Consider the following 21,542-nt stretch of genomic DNA (forward strand, 5'->3'; position numbering starts at 1 on the left):
GTGAGGAATATCACCCACTAATGTTGATTGGGTGATAGCATTGGCCGAATACCGGATTACGGCAGCATGTTTTTGGCTTCCGTGCTCTCCGGTTCCCGAGGCGCACCCTGATGGCCGATTCCGATCCTAGGCTGCGAGCCGAGCCCGATCACCTTGTTGCCACTCCACTCGCGGCGAACGCCGCGTCTGGTGAACGGACCGCCGTTCCGGTCGGCTCTGCCACCCGCATCGTGCGTATCGCAGCCGTTGCCGCGATGTACATCGTTGCCGGCCTGCTCGCCAATGCGCTGACGTCCTCGTCGGGCTATGCGTCGCCGGTGTGGCCTGCCGCAGGCGTCGCCCTTGGCTGCCTGATTGGCTGGGGAAGGCGTTGCTGGCCCGGCGTCTGGCTCGGCGCTTTCATTGTCGTTTTCCTGCTCGACCGATCGTCCGTCGGCCTTGCGGTGGCCGTATTTGTCGCCGCGGGGGCGACGATCCAGGCGCTGATCGCTTACCGGCTGGCCAGGCGTTTCCTGCGCACGCCGATCTTCGTCGCGCACGCACGCGATCTTGCACGCTTCCTGCTGCTGGTGGGTCCGGCGGCAAACCTGGTGGCGTCGGTCATCGCTGTCGCCACGTTGCTCGCTTTCGGACGCATACCGGCGGCGGAGGCGGCGGGCGTCTGGCTGGCGTGGTGGGCCGGCGACACCCTCGGCGTGCTGTTATTCACCCCGCTGGTGCTCCTCGTCTGGCCGGGTGCGGGCCCTGTGTGGGGGCGCATGGGGGGCAAGGCGAGAATTTCCATTCTGTTGCTCGTCGTCGTGGTGCTGCTTTCGGCGGGCAGTTTTGGCGTTGATCGACTGGCTGAATACCGCAAGGACATCGAGATCTCGGGGGCGATGGACCAGGTGTTCGAGATCGGCTTCCTTCCGGTGCCCGGTGTCATCGCGCCGCTCGAGGGTGTCGAGCGTTTCATCAACGCCAGCCAGCACTTCAGCCGGGAGGAGTTCGCCATCTTCACGCGCTGGATCACCCGGCATCCCGCGCTGACGTCGATCGACTGGGCGCCGCGTGTGTTGAGCGGGGAGCGCGAAGACTTCGAACGCGCGGTGCGGGCCGAAGGTGTCCCCGATTTCAAGGTTTTCGAGCCGGGTGCCAATGGTGGCCGGCAAGCCCCGACCCTTCGCGCGGAGTATTTTCCGATCCTGTTCAGCGAACCGCAGCAGGCGGCCCGCGATCTTCTGGGGCTCGACCATGCATTCGATGCCCATCGGCGCGTGGAGATGAGGCACGCACGGGAAAGCGGCGCGCCACATCTTGTCCGGACGATGCCGCTACTACGCACGGAGCGGCAGTCGCTGCTCGTATTCCAGCCCGTCCATGGGCTTGTGAGGGGATCATGGGTCGGCACCGGGCGGGCCGGAACCCGTGACCTGATCGGCTATGTGGTGGGTGTGTTCGACGTCGAGCAACTGTTCGCGCCGCTGGCGGCAGCGGCGCGCGCGCGGAACATCGGTTTCCGTATTTCGGATGTGACGTCCGGCGATCTCGCGCAGACTTTGTTTGATGAAATGCCAGCGGGGGCAAGACCGGTGGCGCGCAGGGAAATTGGATTCGGAGGGCGGACGCTGATCCTGGAAATGGCGCCCGATGAGCCCGCGAGCTATTCGGGCTACCGTGTCGAGGAGCAGATCTACCAGGTGTTTTCGGTGCTGGCGGCCTTGCTCGTGGCCTATGTCGGGTTGAGCAATGCGGGTCATACCGCGGCCATCGAGGCCGAAGTGGTGCAGCGGACCGCGGACCTCAAGCGTGCGCTGGATGCTCGCCTGGCGGCGGAGGATGAGCGCGACCGCATCTTCGACCTGTCCCTCGACCTGCTCGGCCTTGCCGGCGTCGACGGTTACTTCAGGCGCGTGAATCCGGCCTTTGCCCGGACGCTGGGATGGAGCGACGAGGAGTTCCTGTCGCGCCCCTTCCTCGATTTCGTGCATCCGGACGATGTCGAGGCGACGCTCGCCGAAGTGGATCGCATCGCTCACGGACACACGACGATCGGCTTCGAGAACCGTTATCGCTGCAAGGACGGCACATGGCGCTGGCTGGAGTGGAAGGCCCTGCCGCTGCCGGGCGGACTGATGCTGGTGACGGCGCACGACTGCACGACGCGGCACGAGCGCGCCCAGCATCTGCGCGATCTGAACGCCGAATTGAGCCGCCGCGTCGGCGAGCGCGAGGCGGCCCTGAATGCCCTCAGCGCGACGAAGGAGGAGATCCGGGCGGTCGTCGACAACCTGCTCGAGTGCGTCGTCACGATCAATTCACGCGGGATCGTGCAGGCCGCCAATCCGGCGGTGGAGACGGTTTTCGGCTATCGCAGCGAGGAGGTCATCGGCCGGAACGTGTCGATGCTGATGCCCTCGCCGCACCGCGAGCAGCACGACGAGTACCTCGCGCGCTACCTGGCGAGCGGCGAGAGGCACATCATCGGCACGACGCGGGTGGTCGAGGGGCAGCACAAGCTGGGGCACTCCATCGTGCTGGAGCTCAGCGTCGCGAAGTACCGCGCGCATGACGAGCAGTTCTTCATCGGTACGCTGCGGGACATCGGCGAGCGAAAGGCCCTGATCGAGGCGCTGACTCATGCGCGTGAGGATGCCGAGCAGGCAAGCCGGGCGAAATCGGCCTTCCTGGCCGCGATGAGTCACGAGATCCGGACCCCCATGAACGGGGTGCTGGGCCTGGTCGAGGTGCTGGCGCGCAGCCACTTGTCCGAACATCAGGCGGATCTCGTGGCCACCATTCGCGAGTCGTCGAACACCCTGCTGCGCATCATCGACGATATCCTCGACTTCTCGAAGATCGAGGCGGGACGACTGGAGCTCGATGTGGGACCGGTGTCGGTCGAAGACCTGGTCGAGGGGCTTGCCGGTTCGCTTCTTCCCGTGGCGGCGCGTCGCAATGTGGACCTGTCCGTGTTCGTCTCGCCGGATATCCCAGGCCGTCTCCAGGGGGACGAAGTCCGGCTGCGGCAGATTCTCTACAATCTGGTGGGGAACGCGATCAAGTTTTCTTCGGGCCGTCCGCAGATTCGCGGTCGCGTTTCGGTCCGCGTGGTCGTGGCGGGCACCGAGCCCCTGAGGCTCGCCTTTGCGATCGCGGACAACGGAATCGGGATCGACCCGGCGAAGATCGGGGAACTGTTCAACCCGTTCACCCAGGCCGAAACGTCCACGACCCGCCGCTATGGCGGCACGGGGCTGGGATTGGCGATTTGCCGCCGCTTGCTGGACATGATGGGCGGGCAGGTCGAGGTACGCAGCGAACCGGGTAAGGGTGCGACGTTTACCGTGACGATTCCCTTCGCGGTTTCCGCGGACCAGCCAGCCCGACCGATGCCCGAAGTCGGTGGCGTGAACTGCGTTCTGGCCGGCGGTGCCGAATTCGATAGCGACGACTTGTGCGCGTACCTGGAGCATGCCGGCGCGCGGGTGTTCCGCACCGACGACGAGGATGCGGCAGGGGCGCTGGTTGCCCAACTGGACCCGCCGGCAGTCCTGATCGCGTTCGGCGGCGAAAGGGCGCGGGCGGGCCAGCCGGGAGGGGCCGCGGCGAGTGCAGTGGCTCGCGTCAGGATCACCCGCGGCAGGCGCCGGCGCCCCCGTATTGCCGCACCCGACACCGTCGTGGTGGACGGCAATGCGCTACGGCGACAGGCCTTGTTGCGGGCAGTGGCGGTCGCGGCGGGGCGTGCATCGCCCGAAATCTTCCACGCCGGATTCACGGAGGGCGCCATTCGATCCGCCAGAGCGGCACCGAGTGTGGAGGACGCGAGGAAGCAGGGGCAGCTGATCCTCGTCGCGGACGACGATGAGATCAACAGGAAGGTGATCGTCGAACAGCTCGCGCTGCTGGGTCATGCGGCGGAGGTCGCGGGCGACGGGGCTGAGGCGCTGCGGATGTGGCAGGGCGGAGGATACGCCTTGATACTGACCGACATCCATATGCCCAACATGGACGGCTACAATCTCACGAAAGTGATCCGCAAGGCGGAACAGGGTGCAACACGCACGCCCATCGTGGCGCTCACCGCAAACGCACTGCAGGGAGAAGCGCGCAAGGCTCTGGATGCGGGGATGGACGAGTACCTTACCAAGCCGGTGAGGCTCGACGTGCTCGGCGCAAAGCTCGCGATCTGGCTGCCCCGGCAGGAAACGAGCGCGCCGGTCGCGGTGCCCCGGGAGGATTCTGCGAGCGTGGCCGCAGCCCCGGCGCCCGAGCGGCCGATCCTGGACGTTTCGGTCCTAGCAGGACTGGTGGGCGACGATCCCGCGGTGATCCGCGAGTTCCTGTGCGATTATCGCGTTTCGGCCGCGCTTCTGACCGACGAGATGCGAAGGGCATTTGCGGCCGGCGACGTGGCGGCTGTGGCTGGCAGCGCACACAAGCTAAAGTCTTCCTCGCGCACGGTGGGCGCCCTCGGGCTCGGGGAGTTGTGCAATCGCATCGAAACCGCCGTACAGGCCGCGGATCAGGGGGCCCTGGAGCAGGCCATGAGGCGCTTTGACGAGATGGTAGGGGCTGTCGAAGCCGCGCTCGACAGACAGCTGAATGAAGCGACCCGGATCGGGGGGACGCAATGAACATCCTCGTGATCGATGACGAGACCTTCGTGCGCAAGCTTCTCGTCCACCAGCTCGGCCGCATGGGCTTCGAACGCGTGCAGGCATGCGCGAGCGCTCGGGAGGCATTGTCGCTGCTCGAAGAGGGCAGCGCCAAACCCGAGCTGATCTTCTGTGACTTGCAGATGCCGGAGATGGACGGCGTCGAGTTCGTGCGCCATCTGGTGCGGGTGGGTTATGAGGGCGGGCTGGTACTGGTGAGCGGCGAGGACGAGCGGGTCGTGCAGACCGCGGCGAAGCTTGCCCGGGCTCACAAGCTCAAGGTGTTGGGCGCGCTGAGCAAGCCGGTGTCGATCGAGACGCTGAAGCGGATTCTTGCCGATGACCAGGCCCAAAGCCCAGCACAGGGGAGCAAGGAGCGCAAGACGTACTCCGCGGAGCGCTTGCGGCGTGCGATTGCCGATGGCGAACTAGTCAATCACTACCAGCCCAAGGTCGAGTTTGCATCGGGCGCCGTCGCCGGATTCGAGACCCTGGTGCGTTGGCGGCACCCGCAGGACGGATTGATTCCGCCCGATCAGTTCATTCCCCTCGCCGAAGAGAGCGGACTGATCAACGAACTTACGCGTTCAGTGCTGCGCACGGCCTTGCGCCATGCGCGCGCGTGGGGCGACGACGGCTACCCGCTGCAGGTGGCGGTCAACGTGTCGATGGATAACCTGGTGTCCCTGGATTTCCCGGATTTCGTCGAGCGCGCACTGGGTGAGGCCGGCATCGCGGCAAGCGGTCTGTTGCTGGAGGTTACGGAAAGCCGCCTGATGAAGGATCCGTTGACGCCGCTCGAAGTGCTGGCGCGCCTGCGGCTCAAACGCGTCGGATTGTCGATTGATGATTTCGGCACCGGACACTCGTCGCTTGCACAATTGCGCGACATTCCGTTCAGCGAACTGAAGATCGACCGCGGCTTTGTGCATGGTGCATGGCGGGACGCCTCGCTGCGCGCGATCCTCGAGGCGAGCCTCGGGATGGCACGCCAGCTCGGCATGAAAACGGTTGCAGAAGGGGTGGAAGACAGGGAGGACTGGGACTTCCTGCGCATCAGAGGCTGCGAGCTGGCGCAAGGCTGGTTCATCGCAAAGGCATTGCCGCCCGAGCAGATTGCGGACTGGATCGCCGACTGGGAGGTACGACGCCCGACGGTTGTGGAATTCAGGGCCTGAACCGAGTTCCAGTCGCAAGCATTGCCCGGCGGCTCATCCGTGTCGTCGATGACACGAGCCGCCACAAAGGCGGTTGTGGCTAGGCGTTGACCACACACTCCGCAAAGCCGGCGCGCAATTCGTCTTCCTGCAGCCGGCGGCCGATGACGACGATGCGCGAGCGCCGGATGTCGTCGTTCCACGCAACACCGTAGTCGAAGCCGGCGAGACGGTGCACGCCTTGGAACACCAGTCGGTTCACTTGGCCGGGAATCGCGAGCACGCCCTTGTAGCGGAGCAGGTCGTCGCCGTGGCGGTCGAGGAGCCCCTGCACGAATGTGCCAATGCGGTCGAGATCGACGTCGCCGGCGTGTTCGAGCAGCAGCGAGCTGATCTCGTCGCTGTGTGCGCTTCGATCAAACACGCGGCTGCCGTTCTTCGCTGCCGCGCGGAAACAGGGGCTGGCGGGGGTGTCTTCGGCGAGCAGGTTTTCGTTAAGGTTGAAGCCGCGGATGTCGAGCAGGAAGCCGACATCGAGTTCGCCGGCGACGAGCTGGCGAATCGGTGCGCGCGGGTTGATGCGCGCGAGCCGGTCCATCAGCGCGTCGAGCGCATCGGCGGCTACGCCTCCGCTCTTGGATACGAGCAGGCTGTCGGCGAAACCGATCTGCTTCAGGAGCACCGGGTGTTCGGTGAGCTGGCGCGGGGCGTGTACGGCATCGACCACCGTGAGTACCGCGTCGAGCAGATAGGCTTCGGCGAGCTCGGGGTCGGCGAAGAAGGTCTGGATTATCGGTCCGGGATCGGCGAGGCCGGTGGTTTCGATGACGATGCGGTCGAAGGCAAGCTCGCCCGCATCGCGTCGCGACTTCAGATCGAGGAGGTTTTTCGCCAGGTCGCCGCGCACGGTGCAGCACAGGCAGCCGTTGGTCATCTCGACGACTTCGGCGCTCTGCTGGACCAGCAGTTCGCTATCGATATTCACCGGCCCGAACTCGTTCTCGATGACCGCGATGCGCTGGCCGCGGGCCGTCGTCAGGATGCGGTTCAGCAGCGTCGTCTTGCCGGCGCCGAGAAAGCCGGTGAGGACGGTGACGGGGATCGGGAGTCGAGGGCTGGGGTTGGGGTTGGGGGCGCTCATGTCCGGCACCTTTTGGTAGTGTCTCAGCAGCAGCGGCCGGTGCCGCCGCCGTAGCGCGCTTCCTGACGCTCGCGGAAGAATTCCTCGTAGCTCATCACCGGCCGATCCGGGTGCGTCGCCTTCATGTGCGCGACGTAGGTGTCGTAGTCGGGCAGGCCTACCATCAGGCGGGCGGCCTGCCCGAGATACTTGCCGAGCTTGGAGAGGTCGTTGAACACGGGTTTAAGCCGCAGCGCCTTGGGAGGACGTGGTCGGTGCGCCGACTTCCTGCGTGGTGGGATGCGCCACGCACCAGGCCTGGTAGCAGGTGCGTGCGCCGAACACCAGGATGCTCAGGACGACGAGCATGAAGAACGCGGTCAGTCCGGCATCGATCTGGTTGTTGAGGATGATCTGGTGCATCTGGTCCAGCGACTTCGCCGGTGCGAGCAGTTCGCCGCGGGCGAGGGCGTCCTGATAGCGCGACGACTGGGCGAGGAAGCCGATCTTCGGGTTGGCGTCAAACACCTTCTGCCAGCCGGCCGTCAGCGTGCAGGCGAGCAGCCACACCATCGGCAGGACCGTCACCCACGCGAAACGCTCGCGCTTCATCTTGAACAGCACGACCGTGCAGAGGATCAGCGCAACGGCGGCCAGCATCTGGTTGGCGATGCCGAACAGCGGCCACAAGGTATTGATGCCGCCCAACGGATCGACCACGCCCTGGTAGAGGAAGTAGCCCCATGCCGTGACGCACAGCGCGGTTGCGATCGCGTTGCCGGCCCAGGAGTCGGTGCGCTTCATCGCGGGTACGAAGGTGCCGAGCAGGTCCTGCAGCATGAAGCGTCCCGCACGCGTGCCGGCATCGACCGCGGTGAGGATGAAGAGCGCCTCGAACAGGATTGCGAAGTGGTACCAGAAGCCCATCATCGCGGTGCCGCCGAACATCTTCGAGAAGATCTGCGCCATGCCCACCGCAAGCGTCGGCGCGCCGCCGGCACGTGCGATGATCGTGTTCTCGCCGACCGCTGCGGCGGTGCCGGTGAGCGTTTCCGGCGTCACCACGAAGCCCCAGTTCGAGATCACCTGTGCAGCACTCTCGGCCGTGGGCCCGAGCACCGCGAGCGGGCTGTTCATCGCGAAATATACGCCCGGATCGATGATGGACGCGGCAACAAGCGCCATGATCGCCACGAACGATTCCATCAGCATGCCGCCATAGCCGATCAGGGGCATGTGCGACTCGTTCTCGATCATCTTCGGGGTGGTGCCGGAAGAGATCAGTGCATGGAAGCCGGATACCGCGCCGCAGGCGATGGTGATGAAGAGGAAGGGGAACAGGCTGCCCGACCAGGCGGGGCCGGTGCCGTCGATGAAGCGCGTGACTGCCGGCATCTCGAGGTCGGGCGCGACGAACAGGATGCCGACCGCGAGCGCGAGGATCGCGCCGATCTTGAGGAAGGTCGACAGGTAGTCGCGCGGCGCGAGCAGCAGCCACACGGGGAGCACGGAGGCGACGAAGCCGTAGCCGATCAGCATCCAGGTGAGCTGCGTGCCCGAGAAGGTGAATAGCGCCGCCAGCGCGGGATCGGCAGCGACCTTGCCGCCACCCACGATCGCCCAGATCAGCAGCACGAAGCCGATCACCGAGATTTCGCCGATACGGCCCGGGCGGATGTAGCGCGTGTAGATGCCCATGAAGATCGCGATCGGGATGGTCGCGGCGACTGTGAAGGTGCCCCACGGGCTTTCGGCCAGGGCCTTCACGACGATCAGCGCGAGCACGGCGAGGATGATCACCATGATCATGAAGGTGCCGAACAGCGCGATCACTCCAGGAATCGGGCCGAGCTCGGACTTCACCAGATCGCCGAGCGAGCGACCGTCGCGGCGCGTGGATACGAACAGCACCATGAAGTCCTGCACCGCCCCGGCGAGCACGACGCCCGCCAGGATCCACAACATGCCCGGCAGGTAGCCCATCTGCGCCGCAAGCACGGGGCCGACGAGCGGGCCGGCGCCGGCAATGGCGGCAAAGTGATGGCCGAACAGCACGTACTTGTTGGTCGGCACGTAGTCCAGACCGTCATTATGGCGCGTCGCCGGGGTCATGCGCTCGGGATCCAGCGACATCACCCGCTTCGCGATGAACAGGCTGTAATAGCGAAACGCGATGAGGTATACGGACACTGCGGCGACCACGATCCACAAGGCATTGATCGTTTCACCACGATTGAGTGCGATATATGCGAGCGCGAAAGCGCCGAAGATGCCGACAAGCGCCCACAGCGCGTGTCTCGACAGCGTGGCCATCTATACTCCTCCTCTCTCCGGATAGGCCGTTGAATCAGGCTCTGGTCTTACCGGATCTGGTTCCGGGGCCCGGCAAAGCTGTGCCGGGAATCACCAGGTAATGTCGCGGAACGGCGCCTGCCGAACCATTCGCACTACTACTTTCCGCGTCTGCGTAGTACTACGCAGACATGTCGGGGGACTGCCGCGCGGCACTACAATCGCGGGCGGGAAACGGGTGAAAAGCTGGGGAGAATGGGCTTGCGGCTCAAGCACAAAGTGATCGTCCTGGCCGTGCTGCCGCTCATCGCGGCCGTGGCGGCGATTGCGATCCTCGTTGCGATGCAGGCGCGCGACCTCGAGCGGCAACAGGAAAGTGTGCTGAACGAGGCGATGCTCGCGGCAAAGCGCGCGGAGTTGCAGCATTACGTCCAGCTCGCGCAGACCTCGATCGACCACCTGTATTCGGCGGGGCGGGACGACGAGGCGACCAAGGCGGAGGCGAAGCGCATCCTCAGCGAGATGAACTACGGCGACGACGGCTACTTCTTCGCCTACGACATCACCGGCCTCAACGTCGTGCATCCGCGACAGTCAGAACTCGTCGGCCGCAACCTTTGGGACAAGCAGGATTCCGAGGGGCTCCCCGTCATCCAGCGTCTGATCGCCGCGACCGTTTCCGGCGACGGGTTCCTCCAGTACAAATGGAACAAGCCATCGACGGGCAGGGAAACCGCAAAGCTGGGCTATGTCGTCAAGCTCGACCGCTGGGGCTGGGTGCTCGGGACCGGCATCTACCTCGACGATGTCGAGAGCATCCGCAGCAAGTTGCGCGAGCGGATGTCGTCGCGCATCACGACGACAGTCGTCGGCTTCACCGTCGTGGGCATCGTCGCGGCGCTCATCGTGTTTGCCGGCGGCATGGCACTGAACATCAGCGAACACCAGCTCGCCGACCGCCGGCTGAAGGCGCTCGCGCAGCGCATCGTGACCTCGCACGAGGAGGAGCGCACGCGCGTCGCACGCGACCTGCACGACGGCCTCAGCCAGTTGCTCGTTTCGGTCAAGTTCCACCTCGAACTCGCCAGGGAGCGGGCGCTTGCCGGGCGTGACGACGTCGCGGAGCACATCACCAAGGGGCTGGACGGGCTGGGGGTGGCGATCGGCGAGATCCGCAGCATCTCGCACAACCTCCGCCCCTCGCTGCTCGACAACCTCGGCCTTTCCGCTGCCCTGCGACAGCTGCTCGACGAGTTTCACCTGCGCACCGGCATCGTCGTCGATGCCGACATCGGCAAGGTCGACCTGCTCGCCGACGAGGCGGGCGCGACCACCCTGTATCGCATTGCGCAGGAGGCATTGACGAACATCGAGCGTCACGCCGACGCCCATCACGTCCGTCTCACGCTCGCGTCGGGGGGCGGGGCCGTCCGGCTCGTGATCGCCGATGACGGGTGTGGCTTCGACTCGTCCCGGATCGACCACCCGCGTAGCGGCGGCATCGGCCTGCGCAACATGCGCGAGCGCATCGAGCATCATGGCGGCAAACTCGCGGTCAGTTCCGTGCCCGGCCATACCGAGCTCAGTGCGCTGCTGCCGTGCCCGAATGCGAAGAAAGGAAGCTTCTCATGAGCGATACGACCGATCCCGTCGCGCGGATTCGTCTGCTGTTGGTCGATGATCATCAGTTGGTCCGCGACGGCCTGCGCGCGCGGCTGGGGGATATCCCGGAGATCGACATCGTCGGGGAGGCGGCCAACGGCGAGCAGGCCCTGAGCGCCGCGGAAACCCTGCGTCCGGATCTCGCGCTGGTCGATGTCGGCCTGCCCGACATCAACGGCATCGAACTGACGACGGCACTCGCGCAAAGGCGTCCGGAGCTGCGCGTGCTGATCCTGAGCATGTACGACAGCCAGGGCTACGTGATGTCGGCGATGCGTGCCGGCGCGCGCGGATACGTGCTCAAGGACGCACCATCGGTCGAGATCATTGCGGCAATCCGGGCAGTCGCCGCCGGCGGCGCCTACTTCAGCAGCGCATTGACCACCGCCCTGTCGACGCAGGCGGACGACGCGGCGGCCCTGACGGAACGCGAGCGTGAAGTGCTGATCCTCGTCGCCCAGGGCGACAGCAACAAGCGCATCGCGCAGAAGCTCGACGTGAGCGTGCGCACCGTCGAGACGCACCGCCTCAATCTGCGCCGCAAGCTCGGCATCGAGACGGCGGCGGGGCTCGCGAGCTATGCGCTGAAGCGCGGCTGGATCAGGGGCTAGCGGGGCGGGGACGAAACTCAGGACTTCTCGCCGCGCGCCGCGAGATAGATACCTGCAAGCAGCAACGCAAAACCGCCGAACTGAAGCGGCGCGAAACCCTCGCCAAACATGACGAAGGCCATCGCTGCGCTGACTACGGGTTCACCGAGCGTGACGACCGCGACGAAGGTCGCCGAGACATGGCGCAGCGACCAATTGTAGGCCGTGTGCCCGAGCAGCTGCGGGCCCAGTGCCATGCCGGCGAGCACGATCCACGCGCTCAGGCTGAAGCCGCTGAGCGGTGAGCCGCTACCGCCGCTCACGACGGCGAGGAACAGCGCGGCCACACCGTAGGCGAGCCACACATAGGCAGGCAGGGGCAGCCCCGCGCGCAGCCGCCGCCCGATCAGCAGGTAGGCGGAAAAGCACCACGAACCGATCAGCGCGAGCAGGTTGCCGAGCATCGGGTTCGAGCCGGCGCCGGCGTTCTGGCTGTCGCTCCAGAAAATCAGCAGGCTGCCGCCGAAGGACAGCGCGATTCCGCCCAGCATCATCCGGCTCGGGCGCTCGCCGAACAGCACGAAGGACGCCAGCCCGATCCACAAGGGGTTCGTGGTGACGAGGGCGGTGCTGGAGGCGACCGAGGTGTATTCCAGCGAGGTGATCCACGTGCCGAAATGCAGCGCGAGGAAGAACCCCGCCGCCAGTGCGAGCAAGCCCTGGCGACGGTCGAGCCGCGCCAGCGCGTGACCGGATTGCCACAGCGCAATCGGCGTCACGACCAGCGCCGCCAGCCCCAGCCGCCAGCACGCCACGGCGAGCGAAGGCACCCCCTCGGCCTGCGCGAGGCGCGCGAAGATCGAACCGAAGGAGACCGCCATCAGCCCGACGCCCAGCACGACGAAGGGCATCCAGCGCGGCGGGGCGGCGACGCCATTCATCAGTGCCCGCCCTCGAGGTAGGCCGCGCGCACTTCCGGGCTCTCCAGCAGTTCCTGTCCCGTCCCCGCCAGCACGATCTCGCCGTGCTGCAGCACGTAGCCGCGATGGGCGACGCGCAGTGCGTGGTGGGCGTTCTGCTCGACGAGCAGTACCGTCATGCCGTGCTCGGTGTTGAGCTCGCGGATGATCTGGAAGATGCGCTTGATGTAGATCGGCGCGAGGCCCAGCGAGGGCTCGTCGAGCAGCAGCAGCTTGGGCCGGCTCATCAGCGCGCGCCCGATCGCCAGCATCTGCTGTTCGCCGCCGGACAAGGTGCCCGCGCGCTGCGACGCACGCTCCTCGAGGATGGGGAACATCGCATACACGCGCTTGATGTCGGCGTTGAAGTTCGCCGGGTCGGCGAAGGCCGTGCCCATGAGCAGGTTCTCCAGCACCGTCATGCGCGGGAAGATGCGCCGGCCCTCGGGCACGATCGCGATGCCGCGGCGCGAGATAAGGTGGCTCGGCACACGCGTGATGTCCTCGCCGTCGAACACGATGCGCCCCGACGACGCGCCCGGCTTGCCGAACAGGCTCATCATCAGCGTCGACTTGCCGGCACCGTTGGCACCGATCAGGGTGACGATCTCGCCGACCTGCACCGTGACATCGACGCCGCGCAGCGCGTGAATATGGCCGTAATGGGCGTGCACGCCCTCCATGTGCAGCATCATGCGGCTTTCTCCCCGGATGCAGTGTCCTCGTCATCCTCGCCGAGATAGGCTTTGATGACTTGCGGGTCGTTGCGGATTTCCTCCGGTGTGCCTTCGGCGATCTTGCGGCCGTAGTTCAGCACGCAGATGTGGTCGGAGACGTTCATCACGACGCTCATATCGTGCTCGATCAGCAGGATGGCGATGCCTTCCTCGCGGCACAGCGACAGCAGCAGCGTGTTGAGTTCGGCCGATTCGCGCGGGTTGAGGCCAGCGGCCGGCTCGTCCAGGCACAGCAGCACCGGATCGACGCACAGCGCGCGCGCGATCTCGATGCGTCGCTGCGTGCCGTAGGGCAGGTCCCCTGCGGCGACGTCGGCAATGTCGGTCAGGCCCAGGCGTTCGAGCCAGTGCGCGGCCTTCTTCAAGGCCTCGGCCTCGGCCTTGCGGTAGCCCGGCAGGCGGAAGATGCCCGCGAGCGAAAATCCGGACGCCTTCTGCAGGAAGTTGTGCTGCGCGACGATCAGGTTCTCCAGCACCGTCATCTTCGGGAACAGGCGGATATTCTGGAAGGTGCGCACGACCTGCGCATCGCGTGCGACGCGGTGGCCGGTCATCGTCTCCAGGCGCATCTCGCCTTTGTTCGGATGTGCGAGTCGCACGCTGCCCGTGGTCGGCTTGTAGAAGCCGGTCAGGCAGTTGAAGAAGGTCGTCTTGCCGGCGCCGTTGGGGCCGATGATCGCGGTGATCTTGCCCGCCGGCACCGACACCGACAGGTCGTCGATCGCCGTCAGGCCGCCGAAGCGCATCGTCAGGCTCTCGACGGAAAGCAGGGTCGCGGCGCTCATGCCTCACCTCCCTCGGTGGCAGCCTGTTTGAGTCGGATCGTCGGTTCGCGCGAGGCGAGCAGGCCGCCCGGTTTCCACACCATGATCAGCACCATCGCGGTACCGAACAGCAGCATGCGGTACTCGGAGAAGTTGCGTCCAAGCTCGGGCAGCAGCACCAGCACCAGCGCCGCGAGCACGACGCCGAGCTGGCTGCCCATGCCGCCCAGCACGACAATCGCGAGGATCGTCGCCGACTCGGTGAAGGTGAAGCTCTCGGGCGAGATGAAGCCCTGGCGCGCGGCGAAGAACACCCCTGCGAAGCCGCCCAGCATCGCGCCGATCGCGAAGGCCGAGAGCTTGACGTTGGTGACGTTCATTCCCATCGCCTTGCAGGCGATCTCGTCCTCGCGCAGCGCTTCCCAGGCGCGACCGACCGGCAGCTTGCGCAAGCGCGCCACGAAGACGTTGGTCAGCAGCGCCAGCACCAGGATCAGGTAGTACAGGAAGATGATTCGGTGCATGCCCGAGAACTCGAGCCCGAAGAAGGTCGCGAAACTCTGTGTGCCTTCGGCCGGGTTGCGCTCGAAGGGCAGGCCGAACAGCGTCGGGCGCGGGATCGAACCGATGCCGTTGGGGCCGTTCGAGAGCTCGGTCCAGTTCACCAGGATCACGCGGATGATCTCGCCGAAGCCCAGGGTCACGATCGCGAGGTAGTCGCCGCGCAGGCGCAGGATCGGATAGCCGAGCAGGATGCCGAAGGCGGCGGCCATCGCGCCGGCCACCAGCAAGGCCTCCCAGAAGGTCCAGCCGAAGTGCGAGAAGAGCAGCGCGTAGGTGTAGGCGCCGACCGCGTAGAACGCGACGTAGCCGAGGTCGAGCAGGCCCGCCAGGCCGACAACGACGTTCAGGCCCCAGCCGAGCATCACGTAGATCAGCACCGTCGTCGCCGTGTCGATGACGTAGCGGTTCTCGGAGAAGACGATCGGCAATGTGATCGACGCGCCGAGCACGGCCCAGCCGATCACCTTGATCGCTTGCGGGGTGCGGTCGATCTTCGCCACCGGAGGCTTCGCGGCGCGACGATTCTGGACCTGGTCCATGATCCAGCGGAAGATGAACCGGCCCGCAAAGGATGCGCCGACGAAGGCGCCGAGCATGCCGAAGCGGGTCTGCACGGTCAGTGCGCCGCCCTCGTCGACGGTCGTCAGGCCGACCATGGGAATGCCCAGAAGAAGGGCGACGAAGGCGACCCAGGCCGCGTCCTTGAAGCGTTCTGCGGGCGTGCGCGCATGGCGCGCAATGATCACGGCGCTCATCAGACCTTCTCCACTTCAGGACGGCCGAGAAGTCCGCTGGGGCGGAACATCAGCACCAGGATCAGGATCGCGAAGGTCGCGACGTCCTTGTACTCGGGCGAGAGGTAGGCCGCCCAGAAGGCCTCGATCAGGCCGATGATCAGCCCGCCCAGCATCGCGCCCGGCAGCGAGCCGATCCCGCCCAGCACCGCCGCGGTGAAGGCCTTGATGCCGGCGACGAAGCCGATGAAGAAGTCGACCACGCCGTAATACACCGTCACCATCACCCCGGCGACCGCGGCCAGCGCCGCACCGAGCATGAAGGTCGCCGAGATCGTGCGGTCGACGTTGATCCCGAGCAGTGCGGTCATCGTGCTGTCCTGCTCGCACGCGCGCTGCTGGCGGCCGAACGCGGTCTGCGTGATGAGGTAGGTGAAGGCCACCATCAGCACGACGGTCACGACGACGATCATGATCTGCGTCCACGAGATCTGCACCGTGAACCCGCCGGATTGCCAGATCTCGATGCCGCCTTCGAGCACCGGCGGGATCGGTTTGACGCGCGCGCCCTGCGTGAGCTGCACCATGTTCTGCAGGAAGATCGACATGCCGATCGCGGAGATCAGCGGCGCCAGCCGCGTCGAGCCGCGCAGCGGCCGATAGGCCATGCGCTCGACCGCCCAGCCGTAGGCCGAGGTGAAGAAGATCGCGGTGATCAGCACCGCGGTGAGCGCCAGCGGCAGCGACGTGATGTCGAATGCGGCGAGCAGCGTGAAGGCGGTGACCGCGATGAACGCGCTCACCATGAAGATGTCGCCGTGGGCGAAGTTGATCATCCCGATGATGCCGTACACCATCGTGTAGCCGATCGCGATCAGGCCATACACGGCCCCCAGCGTCAGGCCGTTGATGAGCTGTTGCAATGCATATGCCACAGCAGTCTCCTTTGTCGTTTTGCGTGTATCGCGCGAGCGGCGCAGACGGGCAGGGCGGCAGCCCGTGCCGGGAACCGTTCGGCGCGAGTGCGCCGCCGGCCTTTTGGACCGGCGGCGCGCAGGCCGGGCTGGTTACCCGGCCATTTGAAACGGAGGATTACTTGGCGGCGTAGTCGTACTGGCCGCCCTTCCACTGGTACACGACGAAGCCGGGCTGCTTCTGGTCGCCCTTGGCGTCGAAGGCGAGCTCACCGATGACGGTCTTGAACGAGTTGCCGCGCATCGTCTTCTCGAGGTCGGCGAACTTGGTGCTCTTGGCCTGGGTCGCGGCGTCGGCGAAGAGCTGCATCGCGGCGTAGGCGTACATCACGTAGCCTTCGGGCTCGACCTTGGCGTCGCGGAAGCGCTTCACGATCGGCGCCGCATCCGGGTTCTTGCGCGGATCGGGCGAGAACGTGAACATCACGTTGTCGGCAGCAGCGCCGGCAGCGGTGACGAGTTCCGAGTTGGTCATCGTGTCGCCGCCCATCACGGTCAGCTTCAGGCCAGCCTGCTGCGCCTGGCGCAGGATCAGCGCGACTTCGGTGTGGTAGCCGCCGTAGGCCAGCACTTCTACGCCCGCCTGCTTGAGCTTGGTGACGATGCCGGAGTAGTCCTTCTCGCCCGCGGTGATCGACTCGCGCAGCGTCGGCTTCAGGCCCTTGGCGGTCATCGCCTTGGCCATCTCGTCCGCCAGGCCCTTGCCGTAGGCGCTCTTGTCGTCGAGCACGGCGACCTTCTTGCCCTTGAACTTGTCGGCGATGTAACCGCCGGCGACCATGCCCTGCTGGTCGTCACGACCCATGATGCGGAAGATGTTCTTCAGGCCGCGCTCGGTGACCTGCGGGTTGGTCGACACCGTCGCCATCGGGATGTCGGCCTCGACATACACTTCCGACGCGGGGATCGTCGAGCTCGAGCACCAGTGGCCGTGCATGAACACGATCTTCTTGTTCACCATCGTGTTCGCGACCGAGACGGCCTGCTTCGGATCGCAGGCGTCGTCGCCGACTTCTAGCTTCAGCTTCTGCCCGAGCACACCGCCCTTGGCGTTGATGTCGGCGATCGCCATCTCCGCACCGCGGCGGATCTGGTCGCCGGCCGAGGCGTACTGGCCGGTCATCGGGCCCGCGATCGCCACCGCGAGGTCGGCGTGGGCGAGCTGGGCCTGCGCGCCGAGCGCGAGGAAGGCGGTCGCAATCAGGGTCTTCTTCATGTGTTTCCTCCGTGGTGTCTGTGGTCCTTCAGGTACTGCACGAGCGAGGCCCCCGCCTCGAGCACATGGGCCCGCGTCAGGGACGCCGCAGCGTCGGGGTCGCGCCTTGCGAACGCGTCGAGGATCGCGCCGTGTTCGCTCTGCGTCTTGGGCATTTCGGTCTGCGAGGTCATCGCAAGAAGGGCGCGTACGTAGCGTTCGAGCTTGTCGTACAGCGACCGGATCTCGACGAGCAGGATCGGCCGGTCGGCGTCCGCGTACAGCGTCGAGTGGAACAGCCAGTTCAGTTCGCCCCAGCGTCCAGGGTCCTGCGACGCACCGAATTCGGCCAGCTTCTGGCGGGCTTCGTTCAGGCGTTCGTCGCTGATGCGGGCTGCAGCCAGCCCGGCCGCGCGTGCTTCGAGCATCGCGCGGATGTCCATGTATTCGAGGATCTCGGCCGGCGACAGGCCGGCCACCACTGCACCACGGTTCTTCGTGAAGCGTACCAGGCCCTCCGCCTCCAGCCGCTTGAGCGCCTCGCGCACCGGAATCTTGCTGACATGGAAGCGGGATGCGATCTCATCCTGGCGGAGCACCACGCCGGTCGCGAGGTGCCCCCCGACAATCGCGTCGCGCAGCGAACCGGCAATCTGGTCGGATGCCGAGAGACGCAAGACACGCGGGACTGCGAGTTGTTCGAGTGGCAATGCCATGGATGGTCTTGTGTAAGATCGTATACGTTATACGGAGAGGCGCGAAAATACCGCCACCCGCAAGGGAATGCAAGCTGCACTGCAATAAGGAAATTTGCCTCCGTCAGCGCGCGGCGCGGCGGGGCGGATCAGTCTTCGGGAAGCTTCAGTTCGGCCCACATGACCCATTGGCCGCAGGCATTGCGCGGGCTGCGCAGGGTGCCGTGCCACGGTCCCTCGTTGCACGGGCCGCGGGCGTCGTCTTCGTATTCCACTTCGCCCGGGTTGACGCCTGGCTTGCGCGCACCACCCCAACGCTTGCAGGAAACGCAGCGCTTGCGATCGGCGGGCTGGACGGGCATTGAAGCGAGGCCGAAGGGGCGGGGAGGGGGAGGAGGGCTCCGCCGACTCAGGCCGCCTTGCGCCCGAGATGCTCCGCCAGCGCAGGGCGGAGATTGCACTCCCGCTGCCAGGAGCGCCGCTCCTCATTGGCGAAGGCATACGCACGCGCCTCGTCATCGCCGAGGGCCGTGAGTGTTTCCAGCGTGCGCTGGAGGAAGACATGTTGCGGCAGCATGGTGCCGAAGAAGAGCACCAGGTCACCGCGCTGGATCAGCAGCGTGGGGAAGTTCTCGATGTCGAGGTCGCCCACGACCTCCGCATCGTCCTCGACATCCACCCAATGGAAGCCGGCCTGCGGCCACTGCGCCGCGAGCGCCTCGAATCCGGCGCGGTATTCGCGGCACGTGCCGCACCATTCGGCGCATAGGCAGACGACAAGCAGTTCGGGTAGCGACAGGGCGTTCATCGGAAGAGATTCGTAAGCGGGCGGCCCGAGGCTAGCACATCCGGCACGACGGCACACCCATGCCCACCCCGCATCTTGCTGCCCCGGCGTCCGCAGCGCCGGGGGCCGGCTCAGCCCGCCCGCGGCTTGCGCAAGACGAGTTCCAGGGCGTGAGCGCCCAGTGCGGCCGCGATCCGCCGCGTGTCCTCGCTGCTGCTGCCCGAGAAGTAGTCGAAGCGGCGCAGGATCCGGATCTCGTCGAAACCCGCTTGATGGAAGGCGTCGAGATAGGCCTCCTCGATGACTGCACCTACTACGCACTCGGCCCACAGCCTGGGGTTGCTGCGCGACTTCTCGCCGATCGGTTGCGACACCACGATGTCGGCAAGCTGCACCCACCCACCTGGGCGGAGCACGCGGTGAAGTTCCGCGAAGGCCCTGGGCTTGTCGGGCACGAGGTTGAGCACGCCGTTGCTCGTGACGACATCGACGCACGCATCGGGAATGGGGATGGCTTCCGCATTGCCTTCGATCGGCTCGACGTTGCCGGCGCCCGCAAGGGTGGCGTTCGCGCGCAGCTTGTCGATCATCGCCTGCGTCATGTCGAGCGCCAGCACGCGACCGTCCGTGCCGACGAGTCCAGCCGCGATCAGCGTATCCGTCCCCGACCCGGAGCCCACGTCGAGCACCCGGTTCCCGCGCCGAATCACGTCCGCCGCGAAAGGAAAGCCGACGCCTGCGAACGATTCCTGCGCGGTGTCCGGAACCCGCTCCAACCAGCTCTCCGGATAGCCGACGAAAAGGCAGGCTGCGCGTCCGGTCGGGAAGTGGAAGCGCCTTTGCGGCTGGTTGGCGACATCCGTGTACATCTGCTGCACGGCCTCGAAGATCTGCTCCTTCCGGAGTCCGGCGATCGCGACCATGATCTCCTCCCGCGTGTATCCGCTCAGAACTCGTCGATAATCGCTTTCAGCCTGCGCCTGAGGGAGTCGGGCGGAGGCGCGCTCGCCAATGAGCGCATGCGATCGCGCAGCGCGCGCTCGAACTCCGCACGCGAGAAGCACCCGCGGCATTCGGCCAGATGGTCGTCGATCAGCGCTCTTCTTGCGTCGTCGATCTCGCCGTCGAGGTACTCCAGCAGGCTGGCGACCACCTCGTCGCAATGCATCCGTTCCTGCTCAGTCATGAGTGTTGTCCTCCGCGGACTTGCCCTGCACCAGCCCCGCCGCCAGCGCCTGCTGCCACAGCGCGCGCTGCAGCCGCGAGCGTGCGCGATTGAGTCGCGAGCGAACCGTCCCGACCGGTACGCCGAGCATGGCTGCGACCTCCGCATACGAGTGGCCGAGCAGGTCGACGGAGACGACGACGGCGCGATAGCAGTCGGGCAGCTCCCCCAGCGCACGGTCGAGGTCCTCGCACAGCAGCTTGTGGATCAATTCCTGTTCGGGATTGCCCCACCACAGCAGGAAGGGCTGGTGCAGGCGATCGAACAGCGAAAAGCCATCCTCGTCCTCGTCAGCGTCGAGGAGCTCTTCGCGTTCGTGTCGGCACTGGCTGAAGAAGGTGTTCGCCAGGATGCGGAAGATCCACTTCTCGAAGCAGGCGCGGTCTTCGAGCTGCGGCAGATGCGCCCACGCCTTGACGACGGCCTCCGATACGAGATCCTCGGCGGCTGCGCCGTTGCGGGTAAAGCGCAGCGCAACGCCGTAGAGCCGGTCAGCCAGTTCCCCGATGCGCAGCGCAAAGAAGCTGCGGTCTTCGGTCGTCGGGGCAGGTGGGTCGCATCCGGAGCGGCTCCGCTGCAGCGACGATTGAAACGCCCCATGTTCCATCTGTCATGCCTTCGTCGCCAGCACCGAAACGCTCTTCACCCCGTACTTGCGGCAAGCCGCCTGCGCATTTTCCGAGAGGAAGCGATACGCGGGGTTGTCGCGCATCTCCACGATGCGCAGGCCTGCGCAAGCGATCATCTCGCGATACTCGTCCTGCTGCGCGGCGCCGCCGATGCATGCGGCCCACAGCGTTGCATTGCACACGATGCCCTCAGGCAAGGCCCGCTCCGCGACGATGTCGGAGATCGCAAGGCGTCCGCCGGACTTCAGCACGCGGGCGGCCTCGCGGAACACCGCAGGCTTGTCGGCGGAAAGGTTGATCACGCCGTTGCTGATCACCGCATCGGCCGATGCATCGGGTTGGGGCACTTCCTCAATATAGCCCTTCAGGTAGCGGATCTGGCCGAAACCATGTGCGTCGCGCAGGCGCTCGGCCTTCGCCCGCTGCGCATCGGTCATGTCGATGCCGATCACGCGTCCCTGCAGGCCGACACGCAGCGCGGCGACGAAGGTGTCCATCCCCGAGCCGCTTCCCAGGTCGAGTACGGTCTCGCCGGCGACCGGCGCGGCGAGATCGAAATGATGACCGACCCCGGCGAAGGATTCGATCGCCTCGACGGGGATGCGATCGAGTTCGTCGGCGGGATAGCCGAGACGCTCGGCGAGTCCGCGCCCCATTTCGAAATGGAATTCGCCGTGCGGATTCTCCGCAACCGCGCAATACATGGACTTGACCCGCGATTCGAGCTCCCGCGGATCGAAAACGGTCGTCGCTGTCATGTTCGGTCCTCCATCGGATGTGTTCGAACGCCGCCCCGCCCGCGCGGGGCCGCGCAAGGG

20 protein-coding genes are annotated in these 21,542 nt (G+C 66.0%); 4 read left to right on the forward strand and 16 right to left on the reverse strand.

Annotation, left to right across the window (positions count from 1 at the left end):
- Nucleotides 1-110: 110 nt before the first annotated feature.
- Both U5817_RS11155 and U5817_RS11160 read left to right on the forward strand, forming a co-directional pair.
- Nucleotides 111-4,619, forward strand: coding sequence for a PAS domain S-box protein (locus U5817_RS11155; RefSeq protein ID WP_407280791.1), 4,509 nt, complete (start codon nt 111-113; stop codon nt 4,617-4,619).
- The gene (locus U5817_RS11160) at nt 4,616-5,818 is read left to right on the forward strand and encodes an EAL domain-containing protein (protein ID WP_169132294.1); all 1,203 of its coding nucleotides are present in this window, start codon (nt 4,616-4,618) and stop codon (nt 5,816-5,818) included. Before U5817_RS11155 ends, U5817_RS11160 begins: the two co-directional genes overlap by 4 nt.
- Nucleotides 5,819-5,897: 79 nt before the next feature.
- Here the strand turns inward: U5817_RS11160 and U5817_RS11165 are convergent, their stop codons facing one another.
- From U5817_RS11165 to U5817_RS11175, 3 genes are read right to left on the reverse strand one after another with little or no spacing between them, the layout of a single operon-like run.
- The gene (locus tag U5817_RS11165) at nt 5,898-6,938 is read right to left on the reverse strand and encodes a CobW family GTP-binding protein (RefSeq protein WP_407280793.1); all 1,041 of its coding nucleotides are present in this window, start codon (nt 6,936-6,938) and stop codon (nt 5,898-5,900) included.
- 23 nt (nt 6,939-6,961) lie between these two features.
- The gene (locus U5817_RS11170) at nt 6,962-7,156 is read right to left on the reverse strand and encodes a YbdD/YjiX family protein (RefSeq protein WP_050415382.1); all 195 of its coding nucleotides are present in this window, start codon (nt 7,154-7,156) and stop codon (nt 6,962-6,964) included.
- A 4-nt stretch (nt 7,157-7,160) separates the two neighbouring features.
- A complete protein-coding gene (locus U5817_RS11175) occupies nt 7,161-9,230 on the reverse strand; it encodes a carbon starvation CstA family protein (RefSeq protein WP_407280794.1) in 2,070 nt (689 codons plus the stop codon).
- 234 nt (nt 9,231-9,464) lie between these two features.
- Between U5817_RS11175 and U5817_RS11180 the strand changes: the two genes are divergently transcribed.
- On the forward strand, nt 9,465-10,841 hold the full coding sequence (locus U5817_RS11180; RefSeq protein ID WP_407280796.1) for a cache domain-containing protein: 1,377 nt from the start codon (nt 9,465-9,467) through the stop codon (nt 10,839-10,841).
- Nucleotides 10,838-11,482, forward strand: coding sequence for a response regulator (locus U5817_RS11185; RefSeq protein WP_407280797.1), 645 nt, complete (start codon nt 10,838-10,840; stop codon nt 11,480-11,482). Before U5817_RS11180 ends, U5817_RS11185 begins: the two co-directional genes overlap by 4 nt.
- Nucleotides 11,483-11,499: 17 nt before the next feature.
- Here the strand turns inward: U5817_RS11185 and U5817_RS11190 are convergent, their stop codons facing one another.
- The 13 genes from U5817_RS11190 to U5817_RS11250 form a co-directional block, all read right to left on the reverse strand.
- A complete protein-coding gene (locus U5817_RS11190) occupies nt 11,500-12,402 on the reverse strand; it encodes a DMT family transporter (RefSeq protein WP_407280798.1) in 903 nt (300 codons plus the stop codon).
- Nucleotides 12,402-13,112, reverse strand: a complete 711-nt coding sequence (locus tag U5817_RS11195; protein ID WP_169130891.1) for an ABC transporter ATP-binding protein — start codon at nt 13,110-13,112, stop codon at nt 12,402-12,404. Before U5817_RS11195 ends, U5817_RS11190 begins: the two co-directional genes overlap by 1 nt.
- Complete coding sequence (locus U5817_RS11200) at nt 13,112-13,942, reverse strand: ABC transporter ATP-binding protein (protein ID WP_407280800.1); 831 nt, start codon at nt 13,940-13,942, stop codon at nt 13,112-13,114. Before U5817_RS11200 ends, U5817_RS11195 begins: the two co-directional genes overlap by 1 nt.
- A complete protein-coding gene (gene livM / locus U5817_RS11205; RefSeq protein WP_407280802.1) occupies nt 13,939-15,240 on the reverse strand; it encodes a high-affinity branched-chain amino acid ABC transporter permease LivM in 1,302 nt (433 codons plus the stop codon). The genes U5817_RS11200 and livM overlap by 4 nt, the downstream gene beginning before the upstream one ends.
- Entirely contained in the window at nt 15,240-16,154 is a 915-nt protein-coding gene (locus tag U5817_RS11210) for an ABC transporter permease subunit (RefSeq protein ID WP_169130867.1), read from the reverse strand. The genes livM and U5817_RS11210 overlap by 1 nt, the downstream gene beginning before the upstream one ends.
- Before the next feature lie 157 nt (nt 16,155-16,311).
- Complete coding sequence (locus tag U5817_RS11215) at nt 16,312-17,409, reverse strand: branched-chain amino acid ABC transporter substrate-binding protein (protein WP_169130865.1); 1,098 nt, start codon at nt 17,407-17,409, stop codon at nt 16,312-16,314.
- Nucleotides 17,406-18,104: a GntR family transcriptional regulator gene (locus U5817_RS11220; RefSeq protein WP_169130863.1), complete on the reverse strand. Its 699-nt coding sequence runs from the start codon at nt 18,102-18,104 to the stop codon at nt 17,406-17,408. Before U5817_RS11220 ends, U5817_RS11215 begins: the two co-directional genes overlap by 4 nt.
- Nucleotides 18,105-18,232: 128 nt before the next feature.
- Entirely contained in the window at nt 18,233-18,445 is a 213-nt protein-coding gene (locus U5817_RS11225; RefSeq protein WP_407280804.1) for a hypothetical protein, read from the reverse strand.
- 47 nt (nt 18,446-18,492) lie between these two features.
- Nucleotides 18,493-18,891, reverse strand: a complete 399-nt coding sequence (locus tag U5817_RS11230) for a thioredoxin family protein (RefSeq protein ID WP_169130859.1) — start codon at nt 18,889-18,891, stop codon at nt 18,493-18,495.
- A gap of 110 nt (nt 18,892-19,001) precedes the next feature.
- Nucleotides 19,002-19,793 carry a methyltransferase domain-containing protein gene (locus U5817_RS11235; RefSeq protein ID WP_407280806.1) on the reverse strand — a complete coding sequence of 264 codons (792 nt, stop codon included), beginning with the start codon at nt 19,791-19,793 and terminating at the stop codon, nt 19,002-19,004.
- A 23-nt stretch (nt 19,794-19,816) separates the two neighbouring features.
- Entirely contained in the window at nt 19,817-20,056 is a 240-nt protein-coding gene (locus U5817_RS11240; RefSeq protein WP_169130855.1) for an anti-sigma factor, read from the reverse strand.
- Nucleotides 20,049-20,702, reverse strand: coding sequence for a sigma-70 family RNA polymerase sigma factor (locus U5817_RS11245; RefSeq protein WP_407280808.1), 654 nt, complete (start codon nt 20,700-20,702; stop codon nt 20,049-20,051). The genes U5817_RS11240 and U5817_RS11245 overlap by 8 nt, the downstream gene beginning before the upstream one ends.
- Before the next feature lie 3 nt (nt 20,703-20,705).
- On the reverse strand, nt 20,706-21,482 hold the full coding sequence (locus tag U5817_RS11250; RefSeq protein WP_407280810.1) for a methyltransferase domain-containing protein: 777 nt from the start codon (nt 21,480-21,482) through the stop codon (nt 20,706-20,708).
- Nucleotides 21,483-21,542 lie beyond the last annotated feature (60 nt).

The organism is Aromatoleum evansii (genome assembly GCF_045689615.1).
In the GTDB taxonomy this organism is placed as follows: domain Bacteria; phylum Pseudomonadota; class Gammaproteobacteria; order Burkholderiales; family Rhodocyclaceae; genus Aromatoleum; species Aromatoleum evansii.